The 15,825-nt window shown below is 34.2% G+C and carries 12 protein-coding genes; all 12 read right to left on the bottom strand.

Annotated elements, in window-relative coordinates; genetic code table 11:
• Positions 1-38: 38 nt before the first annotated feature.
• The 12 genes from ACPWTF_RS00785 to ACPWTF_RS00730 all read right to left on the bottom strand — a co-directional run bounded on the left by ACPWTF_RS00785 (position 39) and on the right by ACPWTF_RS00730 (position 15,817).
• Positions 39-497 (bottom strand): RNA methyltransferase, encoded by a 459-nt coding sequence (locus tag ACPWTF_RS00785; RefSeq protein WP_129748288.1) that lies wholly within the window; start codon positions 495-497, stop codon positions 39-41.
• A gap of 181 nt (positions 498-678) precedes the next feature.
• Positions 679-2,952 (bottom strand): eCIS core domain-containing protein, encoded by a 2,274-nt coding sequence (locus ACPWTF_RS00780; protein WP_427873991.1) that lies wholly within the window; start codon positions 2,950-2,952, stop codon positions 679-681.
• A gap of 46 nt (positions 2,953-2,998) precedes the next feature.
• On the bottom strand, positions 2,999-3,550 hold the full coding sequence (locus ACPWTF_RS00775; RefSeq protein WP_427873990.1) for an HNH endonuclease: 552 nt from the start codon (positions 3,548-3,550) through the stop codon (positions 2,999-3,001).
• A gap of 70 nt (positions 3,551-3,620) precedes the next feature.
• Positions 3,621-4,178 (bottom strand): hypothetical protein, encoded by a 558-nt coding sequence (locus ACPWTF_RS00770; RefSeq protein ID WP_427873989.1) that lies wholly within the window; start codon positions 4,176-4,178, stop codon positions 3,621-3,623.
• 4 nt (positions 4,179-4,182) lie between these two features.
• On the bottom strand, positions 4,183-4,827 hold the full coding sequence (locus ACPWTF_RS00765) for an ATP-binding protein (protein ID WP_427875721.1): 645 nt from the start codon (positions 4,825-4,827) through the stop codon (positions 4,183-4,185).
• A 21-nt stretch (positions 4,828-4,848) separates the two neighbouring features.
• On the bottom strand, positions 4,849-5,550 hold the full coding sequence (locus ACPWTF_RS00760; protein ID WP_427873988.1) for a hypothetical protein: 702 nt from the start codon (positions 5,548-5,550) through the stop codon (positions 4,849-4,851).
• Positions 5,540-6,463, bottom strand: a complete 924-nt coding sequence (locus ACPWTF_RS00755; RefSeq protein WP_427873987.1) for a hypothetical protein — start codon at positions 6,461-6,463, stop codon at positions 5,540-5,542. Before ACPWTF_RS00755 ends, ACPWTF_RS00760 begins: the two co-directional genes overlap by 11 nt.
• A 67-nt stretch (positions 6,464-6,530) precedes the next feature.
• Complete coding sequence (locus ACPWTF_RS00750) at positions 6,531-7,376, bottom strand: hypothetical protein (RefSeq protein ID WP_427873986.1); 846 nt, start codon at positions 7,374-7,376, stop codon at positions 6,531-6,533.
• A 16-nt stretch (positions 7,377-7,392) separates the two neighbouring features.
• On the bottom strand, positions 7,393-9,333 hold the full coding sequence (locus tag ACPWTF_RS00745) for a hypothetical protein (protein WP_427873985.1): 1,941 nt from the start codon (positions 9,331-9,333) through the stop codon (positions 7,393-7,395).
• A gap of 83 nt (positions 9,334-9,416) precedes the next feature.
• The gene (locus ACPWTF_RS00740; RefSeq protein WP_427873984.1) at positions 9,417-13,112 is read right to left on the bottom strand and encodes a contractile injection system tape measure protein; all 3,696 of its coding nucleotides are present in this window, start codon (positions 13,110-13,112) and stop codon (positions 9,417-9,419) included.
• Positions 13,096-15,714 (bottom strand): hypothetical protein, encoded by a 2,619-nt coding sequence (locus tag ACPWTF_RS00735; RefSeq protein ID WP_427873983.1) that lies wholly within the window; start codon positions 15,712-15,714, stop codon positions 13,096-13,098. The genes ACPWTF_RS00740 and ACPWTF_RS00735 overlap by 17 nt, the downstream gene beginning before the upstream one ends.
• On the bottom strand, positions 15,695-15,817 hold the full coding sequence (locus ACPWTF_RS00730) for a hypothetical protein (protein WP_427873982.1): 123 nt from the start codon (positions 15,815-15,817) through the stop codon (positions 15,695-15,697). Before ACPWTF_RS00730 ends, ACPWTF_RS00735 begins: the two co-directional genes overlap by 20 nt.
• Between the last annotated feature and the right edge of the window lie 8 nt (positions 15,818-15,825).

Raw genomic sequence — 15,825 nt, 5'->3', positions numbered from 1 at the left:
AAAAAGACGCCAATTACGGCGTCTTTTTTTATATGTTTTTAAGAACGTGGTTTAGACAAATTTCGATCATACATCACAATGGTTCCAGCTACGGCGACATTCAAACTTTTTTCTGATTTGAATTTTACTAAATGATGGCATTTTTCCATTACTTTTTTAGATAAGCCATGATCTTCTGCACCCAATATATAAACACAACGTCTTGGATGTTCAAAGGTTTCTAGATCAGCAGCTTTTTCAGATAATTCAACGCCAACTAATCTTGCACCTTTTGGTAAATTTTCAAAAAAGGCTTCAAAAGTATCGTAATGAAAATACGGAATTGCTTTTACTGCATCATGTGTATCACATGCTTGTTTGGCATATCGGTTTCCGATGGTAAATATAAAAGTAGCGCCTAAATTCTGAGCCGATCGCCACAAAACACCTAAATTTTCTGGTGTTTTACCATTTTGTATTCCTATACCAAAGTATTCATTTGTAAAATTATCACTCATGAGGGCAAAAGTACAAACTGTATGCAGATAAATCAATTTTTGTTGAGACGAAAAGAAGTCTATTGATATTATCTTGAATATCTATTTTCGGATGACTTGTTTTTATAATATTTAAAAGTTTAATCTATCGGCTCTATTTTGTCAGCTTTTATCATAAGATTTGGTTTTACACTTTTAGATCTTAATCTCCATCTGTTTGATCGGCAGTAATAGCCGATTGATTGAGCCAATCAAGTCTGCCTTGTACTGCTTTAACTTTGCCATGGTTTGCAGCAAGTTTTTGATCGGCTTTTGTTTTTACTCTTTCTTCGTCCTTAGCAATTATATGCTGATTCATACTTTCTCGACTAGCTTCTAATTTTTTTATATTTTCTTCTGTTTTATGAATTTCTGAAGGTAGAACTTCAAGACGGTCAAGTGGTGCTTTAGCATGCAGTAAGCTTAGATTAAGGCGAGTTACAGATTTTTCAGCTTTTTGAAATTCAACTTTAGCTAGCTCCACTTGTTCCCTAATTTCTTTACTATTTGCTTTATCATACGCTTGTTTATAAGCATATTTTATACTCAGATTTTTAAGTGCAAGCTCGTTAAAACTTTTGCCTGCTTCCCAGCCTGTTTCTGTCAAGGTATCTTCACGAAAAGTTACCGGTATTCCACGTTTAGGTTTTCGGCCTGTTGTTCCTACCACCACGATATCTTTCTGGATATTCTGTTTGGTACTTTCTAAATCTTTTAAAGCCTCTTGAATTTCTTGCTCCTTAGCTCTTAAAAGTTGTTCTGTAAGAGTGCTTTCCTTCTGTGCTAATTCATATTCTTGTTTTGCTCGCTCAAGTTCTCTTTTAAAACTTTCTTCTTGTACATAAGGGGTTAATTTTTGCATCTCTTGACGTAATAATTCAAGATGGCTACTTGCAGCCTGTATTTCTAAATCAAATTGTTTTAATTTTTTGCTGCTGGCTCTAAGGTCTTTTTCAATGGATTTAAGTTTGTTGCGTTGCTTGGCATAGGCAGATAACTCAACTGCATCTTCTGCTTCAGAATCAGAATCATAGTTTAGTGAAGAATCAGATTCTTTATCGATAGAATTTACTTTAGGGATGTCTCCGCCAACGACCTCTTCACCAGTAAGTTGATGAAATCGTGCTTTGTTTTTAGCTACAATTTCGCTAGCCCGATACCCAACAAATAAGCCTCCATGTGTACCTCCTGAATAAAAACTCCAATCTTTTAGTTGCTTACGAATTTCTTCGTTCATCATTTTATGAGATGCGTTGCAAGCAAAGCAGTCAGCAAGAGTACCACCTATATACACATCTTTTTCATTATACTTGCTATTTTTACGACGGTCCAGAATTGCTCCGGTGACTTTGAGTTCGCCATGCATATTTTGAGTTTTATCAGATGGATGCATAGAGGTTGGAACTACATAAATACCAGGAGTTCCACTATGGTATTTGACTGTATCAATTACACCTGCATTGATCGCTACGATTAATCGTTTTAACTGTGATGAAACTTCCTTGTTAGTTTCTACTCCGGTTTCTTCATCTGTATATGCCCCTTCCAGTAAATTTTTAGTTTTGGCTATGTCCTTGGTACGTCGACCTCCCGTAATTCTTTGGTCTGAAGAGCCAGCTAAAGGATCTTGGTTATGAATTATATTTTTGAGTTTTGCAGCTACTTTTTCTAACTTTTTCTCCTGTTCAGGACTTTCCTGATTAACACTCAATACTAATGTATTATCATCCAAAGCTACAGCAACGTGTACATTGGTTGAAGTTGCAAGGATTCTTCCTATTCTGTCTATCATTCGCTCAAAGCGTGTTAAATTTTTACGTGGTACCGAATGATGATGCCCTTTAGTTGTTGACGCGGGATCTGCAGGTGATTTATAGCTTTGAGATCTACCGTGGGTAGAAGGAGGAACCAAACCATGTTCTTCGTCTTCATTGAGCTGTGCAACAGTTGTCTTAGATGTTTGATTTTGAGAGAGTAAAAATGGTGATGGCATTTGCTTTCTCTGCAAAGCTTTCGCCCCCATAACATCAGCTTCTTTCTCTAAACCTTTATCGTCATTCACATTCACTTTACCTTTCATTTGTATAGTTGGCTTTACTCGCCCTTGTTTTTGCTGTACAACATGCCAAGCTTCGTGAGGCAAATGTTTTTCTTGTCCTGAGGCTAAATGAATATCAGATCCTTGAGCATAAGCATGAGCATTTAGCTGTGCGGGTTTATCTGAGTTATAATGCACTTTAACATCATCCATAGAATGACCGGAGAGGTTTTCTATGCCTGATTTTAAATTGTCAGGTAAACCAGTATTATTGACTTTTTTTTGTAAAACAGAGACGGGACGATTATCCTGAAGCTCTCTTGCCTTATTTTGAATAACTTTTTCGCCAGAACTATTCGCAGCAGATTGCGTTTTTGTTTTATCAGTTGAATATTCCATAAAAACTAATTTTAAGTGCTATTAGTTATTTTTAGATTTAAATACTTTATCTTCTTTTCTTACTTGGTCTGCGCATATAATTTTTTGCTGCTAGTTTCCTATGCAATGCATGATATTTTTTAAAACCAGTTGCACCAACATGTGCTCGGTTTCCTCGAGAAGTATTACAGGTTCCACAAAATACCCTGCCATTTCTCATGTTGTTTCTTCCTCCTTTTGAAGCGGGTTGTATATGATCAATGTGAAACTGTCCATCGCCCATTCTTCTGCCTTGAAATGTTGCATAATGTACCTGTGAATGCTGAAATCCGCAGTAATCACAAGTATGAAATCCGTCATTTTTCTTTTTATTTGCAGCTAGTTTTTTTGCTCTTTGCTTTTTGTCAAATTTTATTAGCTGTACTGTATTAGAATTGAAATTAGCAATAGCCTGATTAGATTTTAATTGTCTAACTGGAATATTATTATTTCTTAAAGTTGAAGTTGAAACGCGATTATCAATTAGCTGATAAGTATTTTTGGTACTGTTGCTATTTGTCAGATGGCTTGCTGCATCCTGAAAATCATTTTCTGTCGAAACTTTGCTATAAGTATTCATGATTCTTTTTTTATACGTTTATGCTTTCTATTAAATAGCCTTTATAATCTTTCGCAAAAAAGCAAAATTTCTAACCTCGAAAAGGCGTAACTTCAACTGGGCCAATTCCGCCCAAATAGTTTATCGCCGAACAAAAGGGATGGTTGTGAATCCTATTTTTTAAATGCTCTAAATCTCGATCAAAATAGGGTAGCTCCACTTTTTCTCCGGTAATCAGTTTTATCAGATGATCATTCTCTAAAGGATAAATTTTAAATAGAGGCTTTCTTGCGGCGTAGAAAAGATTTTCGTCATCAGCTATAATAGAAACCTCACCACGGTTTTCTTTTAGTTTTTGAGGATTCATTTTTAATAAGTTAACGATCTGATTTTCAATTTTAGTAACCATTTCTTCTACACTTTTTTCGGTAGTTTGTACAACCAAATAAAGATTTTGACTTGTAATAAGATATCCGTTAATATAAAAGAAAATCTTGTCGTCGAAATCATTCAAAGCCAATGCAATTATGGTATTCACATAATTCAAATCAAAATGTTTTTTCCAGTTCCCAATTTTAAGCTTCACTTTATGACGGTGTAATTGAGGCGCAGCAATGGCAACTTTTTTTATGTTTTCATTCTTTTTCATCACGTCAATTCATTTGAGTAACCACAAGTGTTTTGTTCTCTTTTTTAAATTCACGTCTAATCCCTTCCAATAAATCGTGCTGATTGACAACTGTTTCATTTCTCTGAATGGCAGCTAGAGCACAAAATCGCAATACATTAATAATTGCTCCACCAGCAAGTTCATACTCTTCGGCAATGCTTTCTATATCAATATCTGGACTAAGCTTGCATTTTCCTGAGAATGCTTTTTCCCATAAAAGAATCCTTTCCTCTGCGGTCGGCATCGTAAAATGAATCATGGACTGAAATCTTCTGGAGAAAGCTTCATCCATATTTTCTTTTAAATTGGATGCTAGAATAACCACTCCTGGAAAATCTTCAATTCTTTGCAGTAAGTATCCCGTTTGCTGATTGGCGTGCCGATCGTTTGAAGAAGACGCAGTTGTTCTTTTTCCAAAAAGCGCATCAGCTTCATCAAAAAATAAAATCCAATCCTTATGTTGTGCAACATCAAATATTTTGGACAGATTTTTTTCTGTTTCACCAATATATTTAGAAACAATCATAGAAAGATCAACCCTAAAAACTTCTCTATTGGTGCTTTTTCCAAGTAAAGTTGCAGTAAGTGTTTTACCAGTGCCTGGAAGATCCGTAGAAAAGGGTTCGATATCCGGGTTTTATTTTATTTTCTAGGCCCATTCTCTCATTAGAGTTTCACCATGATTTAGCCAGGCATTAATTTCCATAACTTGATTCATGACATGTTCTTCAAGAACCAAATCGTCCCAGTTTAATTTGGTCGAAATTTGTTGTGCAGGAAACGAAACGCTATGTTCCAATTTAGGTAAAGTGCCTGTAATAAAAAAGTTCAGCCAACGCTCGTTAATCGAAAGGACTTGATTCAAAATAGGAACATTAGATTCGTTATTTTCTAAAATCAAAACCTGTTCTTTCGAAAGTATATTTGTAGTATTCAGAATTTGAAGCACTTCTATTCTTAATTCAGGATTTACAGCGGTAATTAAAAAAGATAAGGTTTGACCTGTAGGCAAAAAACCGCTATGATTTTTATTGATAACTCCGCCAAATTCAGTAAATCCGCGATCGTACATCGCATTTTTACTAAAGAAAATATCAAGTACTTCGGGTTTAATCTGAGGTACGAGAATTAAGGCAAGACAAAGTCGTTCGTAAAGACTCAAATCCCATTCTGCTATTTTTTTATAATAAGCACTATTTTCAGTTTCTGCATCAGTTTCTGGTAGCGGAATATCCTGCCAGCGGTTTTCATGTCCATCCTGAAGCAGATAACTGCAAATAACCTGATCGATTACCTTTTGCAGCCAATCCATTTCATTGTACAAAGAGACTATATTGGGATTAGTTTCCATAAGCTCCAAATAATTTTTCTACATCGTCCAGATTTGCGTCAGCCCATTTAAAATAAAGTAAAGCCGTATTAGGATTTAACTCATTGCATTGCAGCATATCCAAATAAAAGCCTTGAGCATTTTGCATAATCATTTGCGTGTTATAATCTGCATCATTATGAAAAATAGAATCAAAAAAAGAATCTGCCCATTCGCTTGTATTATTCTCTTTGGAGATAAAATCAGTGATGAAATAAGCCAATTTTTCGTCTTGAACGACTAATTTTTTAGCTTTGAAATAAGCAGGTTTTCTTTTGGTTTCTCGGTGGTAATATTCGATATCTTTCGACTGAATTGTTTTGGTGTTTGGATGTCCGAAAATATCAGACAATCCAAAATTTTCGGCCTCACAAGCCAGTTCTAGTTCGGCATTTGCTTCGCCAGCTATGGCTAGAGTTGTGTTTTTTGCAGTTGCACTTTCTGTTATAACATAAAGTTCCCTAAATGAATATAAGGTTTGTGTTAGCTTTATAATTAATTGCTGCTGGATTTCATTCCAATTATTAATTTTTACAGATTCAGGTTCTTCGGCTTTAAAAATGAAGCTTCCTTTATTAGCAAAAGCCAATATTTGTTTGCTAAATTCAAAATTGCCTTCAATAGAACCATGTGCGTGTGATCGTCCTGAATAAGGTTTTGAAATTCCATCACTAAAATTCCAATTGGCATCATTTAAGGCAATTACTCCGCTTATATCAGCATCGTGACGCGATATAATGCCATTGCGATAAATGTTTCCAAGAAGAATAATTTCGCCGTTTTTAATCTGAAAATAATCGCCAGGAAAAAGACTTTTATTTAACGGTTTGGTAGGCAGAAATCCTCCAGTTTTGAGATAAAAATGCCTGTAAAAATTCTTATTAGTGTGATCCATAACCTTAAAAATTATTGATTAAAGTCCACTGAATGCCATAAGCAAACAGCGGACATTTTAATTGATCTTAAGATGCATAAGCCGCAGCAGTTGCCGCAGCTAAACTAGATTGAAGCGATTGCAGTTTGATTTGCGCTTTGTTTAAATTGGCAGTTGCAATGCTCAATTGTCTTCCCGTTTCGTCATTTGCAGTATTGGCTTTATCATAAGAAATCTGAGCGTTTTTATACGCATTGTATATTAAGGCTCTTATAGAAGTCTTGTCTGTAGGCTGCACTGATAAAGGCGCGTCTAAAGATTTTTCATCTGTTAAAGTCAGATACAGTTTTGTTGCTTGTTTACTTTCTAAAGTAATTGACGCTTCAGATTCCAGAACAGAAGCTTCTGCTGCCAATGTAGATTTTAAGGCAACTAGCGTAAGAGCAACCGCATTGTTGGCGTCTGTACCCGCGCTATTTATTCTTGCGATTAAATCATCAGAAATTAACGGATTAAGTGCTTTTTTGCGAATAACTAGAATAGACAGTTTATTAATTATTTCTACAGAATAAATTAATTTGCTGATCAAGTCACTGATGCTTTTGCTGACTGTTGTGGAATCTTCTGTTGCATAGGCTGTTTTTGAAAAAGCAACTCTTGAATTGAGAGCTAAGTCGTAAGCATTTTGAATAACTTGATCGATCAAGTTTTTGTTGCTTAATGCATGCGTACGATTGCTTTCAGAAACTAATAAATAACCTTGATATCGGGTTGCTTTTTCATTCAGCGAATTTACAATTGTTTGCTGTTGCTGTACAATTGCTGTTGCATCAACTACTTGATTTTTTAGCAAATCTAGTTCGGCTTTTTTCTTTTCTGTAATTCCGTATTTCTGTAAACTTGGTCTTAACGGAGTTAATGATATAGTATCCATATAGTTGCGGTATTAATTAGTTTATGATTTCAGATTTTGGTTTTGTAGAATAAGGTATTGGCGGCGTGTTCTGCCAATCAGAAAGACTATTTTTATATCTGGTTTTTAAAATCTCACTGCCTTTGTAATAAGACAAAATAACAGGAATGTAATTTTTATCTTCAATTAGCGGATTTCCAAAATTATCTGTAGTGGTGCCATCAATATGCACTTCAAATTCTGGACTTGAAGTTGTTTTATGTTTGGCACTTGTAAAGTTTCCTGCCGGAATGTTTTCTGCTAAATTTAAATTGAAGAAGAAGGCATTGGTGTTTTTAACTGGTTTAGGAGATTTGTCTTTAACTTCTTTCAGTTTAGCGTTCAAATCTGCCAATTGCCCTTTTGCAATTCGTAATTTCTCTTTAGCTTCAGCCAATGCGCTTTTCAGACTATTGTTTTTCTGTTTGTCTTGATCAGGATCTTTACTGTTTTTAGCGGTTTCGGCATTTGCTTGAGCAGAACTATTTAAGATTTCGATCTCTTCGGTAAGCGCTTTAAGCTCAGCCTCGACAGTTTTAATTTCTTCATCTAGCTCCATGGTTTCAATTTTGGATTCCAAAGTCTGCAAATCCTCATTTGTAGAAAGATTATCAGTATCGGTGTAAGGCAAGAAGAAACATCTGTAATCAATTTCACTTGCTTTTAATTCTTCTTTCTCAACATTAAAAGTAATTTTAGATAGATCTTCAGAATGTTTTCTAGAAGTGCCAATATCTTTCGCACTTTTTAAAGTATAAACTAATGAAAATATTTCAGAAGGAGCAGATAGATATTCATCAAACGTATTGATTTCTTTCTTGTAAGATTCAGTAAACATTATTAAAAGAAAAGCAACATAATTTTCGCCAAGCACTAGAGGCTCATTATCTGCATCTCTCAAAGATTTATAAGCTATAGATGCGCTGTATTTTCCTTTGTCATCTGGTTTTTGCGTCGCAGGAATACTTTTGCATTGATCGGGATTGCCCACTAAATCTTCCGCTGTAGAAGCATTAAAGAATGATTTCTTGCTATCTTTTACCAAAATGATATTGTAGCTTAAAACTGGATTTGCTAATCCTTTATTTTGAGTTCCAGGATCTCTATCTTCGGGAGTAAAAGGACTTTTATACGCATCAAATGAAACGGTAAAACTGCCTGCTGAAGGATCAAAATTTTTAGAAACCTCAACAATTAAAGCCTGATTAAATTGTTCGTTGTTATATGTATAGGCTTTCTTTGAAGCGTTATATTCTACCTCACAACATTTTATGGCTCCTTCTGCAGCTCTTGTAGCAATACTTGCTTTTGCTCTCGTATCGTTATCTACGGTTAGTACTGCGGTAGTTGCGGTTAAATCTGAGGTTGTTACCTGCAATAAATTGTTTACAGAAGAGTTAGTCAGCTTAGCTCCATCTGCCACAACAGAAGTTGAAACTTCAGAAATCGATGCTGTAGCTTCCATAGCATATTGCGAAGTGAGCTCTGCAATGTAAGCCGTTTTATTAATCAGATTATAAGCCTCAAGCGTTTGCTGATAAATTTGAGTTCCATAATCGGCAGCATTTACAATACTGTAAATACTTCCAATATCGCTAGCCAAACGCACAATAGAATTTGAAGCAATTTGTATATTCGAAGCGCAAACCGCCATATTGGTAACGGCTTGTGTTACATACGTTTTTTGCTGATTGGCAGATAGTAATAAGTTGTCTGCCATATTCTTATTCGTAATCACAACATTGTTTATATGTTGCTGTTCTTTGTACAATTTTGCTGTTGCATCGAGTTTTTCCTGCGCAACAATTTCAGCTCCTTCAGCATAATAAAGAGTAAACATTGAAGTGCTCAATTGTGAACTCAATTGTTTTTTGGTCATTTCCTGACTTTCTAATGAAGACAATACACTAGAATGCAGATTTTCATTGTAACTGTTCATAATAGTTCTTTTAGTTGATTAATTTATATTTCAATATTGTATTCAAGGTTCTTATTTGGATAATTGGTTTTTAGAATACTTTTTTAATAAGGCCAAATGACATGCAAAGGCTTATTCATCCAATGGTATTTCATAATCGAAAAAGCAAAAGGAGATCTGTTAATCAATATATCATAAGCTCTCTTCTCTACCGTGAGTTCCCATTTATCTTCCAGTTCTACTAGAATTCCGTCGCGTACAAGCCAGTTGCCGCGAAAACCGTTTATGGAGCAATCTCCAATTTCTGGCCAATGCGAAATCGCCGCTTGTATCAAACCGTTTATTAATTGTTTTTCTTGATCAGAGATGTCAATAAAATCAGGCACAGTATCGGTTAAAGGCAAACCACACAAAACTTTGTTTAGCGGTAAATAAACCTCTTCCGTTTCTTGCATTCCTGTAATTAGATATTGCAAGTATTGTACTGCTCTAACTTGATGTTCGTTGCTTATAAATTTTCTTTCAGAAGTTAGACTCAATCGTTCAAACAGCATCGCGATATAATCGTTTAAGAGAACAATTCCGGCGTTTCTAACAGGAATACCGTGTTTGGGGCTCTTTTTTGGGTTTTCTTTAGTTTTATTATGTTCCATTTTCGAAATTATTTCAGTTTGTTTTAAGACGGTTGCGGTTTGCTTTTCGGCTTTTAGAATTTCTTTGAAACCGAGCTGTAAAGCGGGAGGAAATTGATAGATGTATTTTTCCATATCGGCCAAAAAGCTTTTTTTTGAGATTCCTTTTTTGGTTACAACTTCCCAGATTAATTCATTCCAGATTTTGTCTATTGCAATAAGTCTCCAATTGTCGTTGGTTACAGCTTTTAAGAGCTTTCGCAATAAAATATGCTGCATTTCTTTAGCAGCCAATCCTTTTATTTTGACATTGCCCAATACATGATTGAATTTTTCCAAAATCCGTAAAGACAATTCCTTGTTTTTATCCAATTGACTAACCGCATTGCATAAATGATGAAAGTTTATATTGCGACAAAGCCAATCTATTTGGGCTTCAGGAATAAATTCTTTTTTTATTATTCTAAAGAAAATCTTTGGCTCTTTTACCATTATGGCGTTTAGAAGATCTTTTGCCTCAATGGTTTTAGAAATGCTGAAGGCGGGTGGAATTTGCCTTTCTATCAACATTGATGAAATCCATTTGTATTTCTCTTTCTCAGATAAACTTTCTATTTCAAAAAGCAAATCTGTACTAATTGATTCTACACTTTCATTAGAAAGTATAGAATCAGAAATGCCATTGTTTTCTAAAAAAGGCATAAAATCGGGTACTGAATTGGCATATTCAAAAGATTTTGTTTCGTTTTGAAGCTGTATTTTTTCCTTTGCCATATTCTTTTTTAAATACAATTTGAGTTCTTTCTGAAGCAGTTTGTCAAATAAAACTTCATTGCCTTTGTAAGCAGAATATTTTAAAATTGTGTTCCAGAAAAGTTCATTCAATGCTGCACTAATTTTAGTTTCCGAAACCGATTTTATATTTTGAATTAGAACAGAGGTAGTTTTCTGAATCCAGTTCTTTTTCAGCGTAACTGCATTTGTCAAGAAATAAAGCAATATGTTTTCACTTTCTTTTTTGTCTTGTTTTCGGAGTAAAACAAATCCTGCATCATTAAAATTAGCACTCAACAATTGCGCTAATTCCTGCTGATCCTGCTTCGATGTATTTTGAATGAGCAACGCAAGCGCAACAGTATCAATAGATTTTGTGTTTTTTAACTGGTTTAAAAAGGTCTTTTTAATAGCCACTCCAAAAGATTTAATTCGTTTGGACTGAATCAGTTTTGCGATAAACTGAAAATAATCATCGCGTCTCGTCTCGGTTACTTTTTTGGATAACTGCACAATAATAGTTTCCAGAAACAAAGAGGAGTTATGTTCTGGATGAAACAATATTTCCTGCATTCCGAGAAGCAACAAATCATCAGTAATTAATTCTTCAGGAAAATCATATTGATCTTTTTCATTTAAAATCTCGTAGACAACCTGTATGGTTTGTACAAGTTTTGTTTTTTTATAATTGGCTGTTTTGACCAATAATTGAAGCATTTCTCGATTCAAAACCAACGGAAGTATTTTCTTAAGAATCTCTTTATTTCCGTATGTAAGCATGGCTTCAAAAGCCATTTTAGGATGCAATAAAATAGTTCTAGTCAGCGATCTTTGTAAATCAATAAAAAAGATACTTTTGGTACTGTTTTTCTGCAATTCGAGTTCTAGTTTCGCTACAAGATTTTTGAAATGAACAGCGGGATAATTAGAATTATTACGGCTTATTTCTTTGCAATAAATAGCATTTAGATTCGTAAAAATAACCGCGGCATTATTGCTTTTTATCGCCGCAGGAATTTTAGCATTGGTAAACAGAGCCAATAAATGCTCATGGCTAAGATTATTTTTTTTGCTTAATTCTTTAATGCAAAATAGGAGAAAAGCAGTATTGTCGGTATTTTTATTTTGAATGAGAAATAGAATTCCAATTTGCCATAAAGCCTTGCGGTTTGTTTTTAGTTTAAAAGCCTGGCTTAATTGGTTTAGATAAATGATCGATTCTGTATGAAGCTGCGATGGAGTAGTATCCAGTTTTGAATACAGTATTTTTATCGAAGTTTCATTTAAATCCAGAAGCAGCGAAACAAGCCAACTCTCATCTTTAAAAATGGGCTGAAGCAGCGTATTAAATTTTGTTTTATTCTCGCTATTCAATACCATTATCAATTCGTTTAAATTGTCTTTATCGGCTTTAAATCTTCTATTGTTTTTATTTTTCAATAATTGCTCTAATAGACTCCAATAATTTGTAGTAGTTTCAAGCTTATAATTTTCGCTTTTTTGCGTTTCATATTCCTGCGTTAGTATTTTAAGACAAGCAATAAAATCGTTGTTCTGCGATGTTTTATCAGAGAGTTTTACAATCGTATTTTCGATTAGAATAATAAGTTCAGTGTAAGCAATATTGTAATGATTGGCCATTTGCAGAATACTGCTTTTCATGAAAGCCAGTTTATTAAAAAGCGTTCCGCGTTCGAGCAGTAAAAAGTTCAGAATAAAGAACCATAGATTCTTTTTGAAACTTGCCGTACTCGTTTGGATAATCGTTTCTTTAACCTGGATGTTAACCATTGTTGCGCTAAATTCAATAATAGAACTACTATTATTAGGTTCGAGCGCGGCGATTATTTTAGTGATGTTTTTTTCGTCAAACTGCCATGCAATTCGTTTTCTCACTTCCTCGTGAGACATTCCTGTTTCTTTAATAATCGCAATAACCTCAGCGAGATTATTCTGAAGCAATTCTGTCATAATCTGGTTGACAGAACCTTCTTTATTTTGATAATTCCATGGTAAATAACCTTCCAGTAAAAAGACCGAAAGATTTTCTAGAATTGATTTTTCTTTATTGTAAACCGCAATTCCGTTTTGCTTCTGATTGTTTTGATACAAAATTAATTCGGCTATTTTCTCTCTTAATAGATTTCGTATTTTTCGGCTAAGATCAAACTCCAGATCACTATAATCGCAGGCGCCAAGATTAAGTTCAAGCAATTCAATTCGCCAACTTTGTTCCTGCGGGCATAATTCGTCAAAAATAGAGGTAACTTCTCTAGGCAACGAAATTTTGCTCCAAGCACTTAAACGCTCCTGAAGTCTGTAACCTTCTTTCTTTTGGTCAAAAGTGGTGTCCCATTTTAGACTCGATACAATATGGCTATTTATTTCTTCCATTTTTTGTTTCTAAAATTGAGGTTAGACTATGGATTAAATTCACAGCGTACTGCTCTGAGGTTGAACTTGCTTCTGTTTCGATATGATTTGAATCCAGCGTATTTTTGAAGCGCAAACTCTCATGCCAGCTATAGTAATTCGATGTAAAACTTTCAAGTTCCTGAAACTGAGCAAACAGATATTCACATTTTATATTTGTCGGAAGACTGACCGCAAGAAACTGTTCTAAACGTTTTTCGAATTGAGGAGTTCGCAATTCGGAAATAAAATCTGGAAATAGCAAAATCGCATTTTTCTTAAAAAGTGCATCGTTGATTATAATGCTTCCGTTTCCAGAAGAAACGGTGATACGAAATGAATAATCAGAGAATTTACTTTTTGTATACTCTATAGATGTTGCAGTTTGAGAATTGTCAGTAATAAAAGCATATTTTTCATTAGAAAATTCCAACTGGCCTTTTAAAAACTGAGAATCCAAAACGGTTTGGCTTTCCGTATTTAATAGATAATTTATGTTGGCAATGGTTTGAAAATCTGTATTTTGTATTTGATAAGATAAATTATTGCTTTGATTTACAATTTCAATATTATATTTTAATTGACTTAAAAGAATAGAGGTTTCAATAAAAAAACTGCCTTTTCTATTTTCTTTAAGCCAAAATATTTTTTGTATGGTTTTATGGCTGTTCAATTGATCTTCAATAGAATTTTGCGAAGCCTCAAATTGCGTTGTAATAAAATTGGTATATATGTTTTTTAATCCGAAAAGTAAATTCAGTTTTAATTCTAAACCAGAAAAATTATTGAAATCTGTTTTGCTTAGTTTTTCTTTTTTATTGATTTTATTAGATTGAAAAACAAAATCAGACGTGTTTTCACTTATATGCTCAAAATGCTCCTTTTTAATGTTTAGCAAATTGGCATCTGCGGTTTGATTAATTTTTGAAGCCGTTAGAATATTATAACCTTTAAAACGGTTGTACGACAATAAATCGAGATTTTGCAAATACAAACTCTTTATAATAATCTGATCTTTTTTCTTGTTTCCGGTATAGATGGTATCATGAATGATGGCATCAATTACTTTTGGCGATTCGCCGTGTCTGGCAAGCAGATGATCTAGTATTTTGTTTCGTCTTTCGAAGTTAACATCTTCTTCTTCCATGATTTTCATCATTCCAAAGATGTAAGCATTATAAGGATCTTGCTGATATTCTCGCCAGCTTTTTTCTTTCAGTTCCTTTTTGGTTTCCTCGCCACTGCTGTATTCAAAAATGGCATTATTTTTCAATAAAGGTTTGATGTGAGGAATCGTATACAAAGATTGATAGAAATAGCTAGGAGAAAACATTTTGTACGGAACAGGATATTCCAAATGCTTTTTCTCATATGTATCTTTTAGTGCATAAAAAGTTTCGCTGTCTGACGGCGCTCCGCATACCGAATTAGTGAAAGAAAATAGTTTAGCAACATTGGCTAATTGCGAAAACTGATTGGCCAAAACCTGATCAAATAAAGTCAAATAGCCTTTTAACTGTCGCGATTGCGCTACTTGAACGGGTAAAGAATCGTCTTCGATTTTATCGTCGCCAATGCCGTATTGGTGCGGAAATGTATTTTGAATGGAGTAATAACTATTGATGTCTCTAAAACTGCTTTTAGGCAACTTTATAGTCGGTTTATTGTTTAAGCTCGTAACATTCTCCTGATATTGGCCAATATTAATTTGCAACGGACCAAAGGCATCTGCTATTATTTGTTTTCCGTTAGCATTTAATGTTAGTTTTTTCTCTTTAAAAGAATTTAAAATATCAACAAACAATAATTGATTTTTTGTTGCTTGTAAAGTTTGAACATTATCTTTTTCCTGATAAAGCTGGATTCCCGAAACCGAAATAACGCCAGTTACAGACTCCATTACAGGAATTAAATCAATAGCTTTTATGGTATCTTTTTTATCTGCTAAAGAATCGTCAGAAATCCAACCGTTTTTAAGATATGGGCCATCATATATTGTAGCAGCATTATATCCGTCTTCTTTCATGGTGTCGTAATTCACCTGATCTATTTTCGGAAATATATAATTGCGAATTTTATTTTGAAGTTCTAATAAAACAGCATGTTCATCTGCACTTTTCTCGAGTTCTATATTTCCGCCAATTCTGCAATTTTGCTGTTGCAATGCAATGGGCATATTAAAAAGTTCGCCAATGTTTCGACTCTGATTGAGGTAATAATAAACCGATTTGCAAATGTTATTGCATTTAATAGCATCGGTAATATCTGGATTGATATAAAGATAAATTTGATAGACTCTGCTAAATGCCAAAAGATTCTGATTATAAGGTGCGATTACAACATTGTAAACCTCTTCGATGCCATCTATAATGTATTTTTTGTAATCGTTAATGGTATATGGAGCCGTTGTCAGAATTTTATAAGGCATATAAAACTGATTTTCGATTTCCATTTTTCCAGTAGAATCGGTTAAAATATCTGGAATCGAAAAATCGGTGCAATATCCTAATTCGGTCATGGCATAACAAACCTGATCTAGAATTGTCATTCCGGGATCGCTCGGGTTAAAGTTTGTTCCATTCATTACCAATATGATTTTGGATATAATCAATAGCTTCGTCTTTCAGGAAGTTAAAGTCCTGATGCGGCGGAAGCTGAATTTTTGTTATTTGATTATTAGTATCCATTTCTATTG

The organism is Flavobacterium sp. MMS24-S5 (assembly GCF_050320125.1).
Taxonomy (GTDB): Bacteria; Bacteroidota; Bacteroidia; order Flavobacteriales; family Flavobacteriaceae; genus Flavobacterium; species Flavobacterium tyrosinilyticum.
The sequence above is the reverse complement of the archived record's forward strand: the minus strand, read 5'-3'. Positions and strand labels throughout refer to the sequence as shown.

What these genes read in the sequence shown, in the direction of transcription:
- ACPWTF_RS00785 (WP_129748288.1), bottom strand. Translation starts at nt 497, where the DNA reads ATGAGTGATAATTTTACAAATGAATACTTTGGTATAGGAATACAAAAT.
- ACPWTF_RS00780 (WP_427873991.1), bottom strand. Translation starts at nt 2,952, where the DNA reads ATGGAATATTCAACTGATAAAACAAAAACGCAATCTGCTGCGAATAGT.
- ACPWTF_RS00775 (WP_427873990.1), bottom strand. Translation starts at nt 3,550, where the DNA reads ATGAATACTTATAGCAAAGTTTCGACAGAAAATGATTTTCAGGATGCA.
- ACPWTF_RS00770 (WP_427873989.1), bottom strand. Translation starts at nt 4,178, where the DNA reads ATGAAAAAGAATGAAAACATAAAAAAAGTTGCCATTGCTGCGCCTCAA.
- ACPWTF_RS00760 (WP_427873988.1), bottom strand. Translation starts at nt 5,550, where the DNA reads ATGGAAACTAATCCCAATATAGTCTCTTTGTACAATGAAATGGATTGG.
- ACPWTF_RS00755 (WP_427873987.1), bottom strand. Translation starts at nt 6,463, where the DNA reads ATGGATCACACTAATAAGAATTTTTACAGGCATTTTTATCTCAAAACT.
- ACPWTF_RS00750 (WP_427873986.1), bottom strand. Translation starts at nt 7,376, where the DNA reads ATGGATACTATATCATTAACTCCGTTAAGACCAAGTTTACAGAAATAC.
- ACPWTF_RS00745 (WP_427873985.1), bottom strand. Translation starts at nt 9,333, where the DNA reads ATGAACAGTTACAATGAAAATCTGCATTCTAGTGTATTGTCTTCATTA.
- ACPWTF_RS00740 (WP_427873984.1), bottom strand. Translation starts at nt 13,112, where the DNA reads ATGGAAGAAATAAATAGCCATATTGTATCGAGTCTAAAATGGGACACC.
- ACPWTF_RS00735 (WP_427873983.1), bottom strand. Translation starts at nt 15,714, where the DNA reads ATGAATGGAACAAACTTTAACCCGAGCGATCCCGGAATGACAATTCTA.
- ACPWTF_RS00730 (WP_427873982.1), bottom strand. Translation starts at nt 15,817, where the DNA reads ATGGATACTAATAATCAAATAACAAAAATTCAGCTTCCGCCGCATCAG.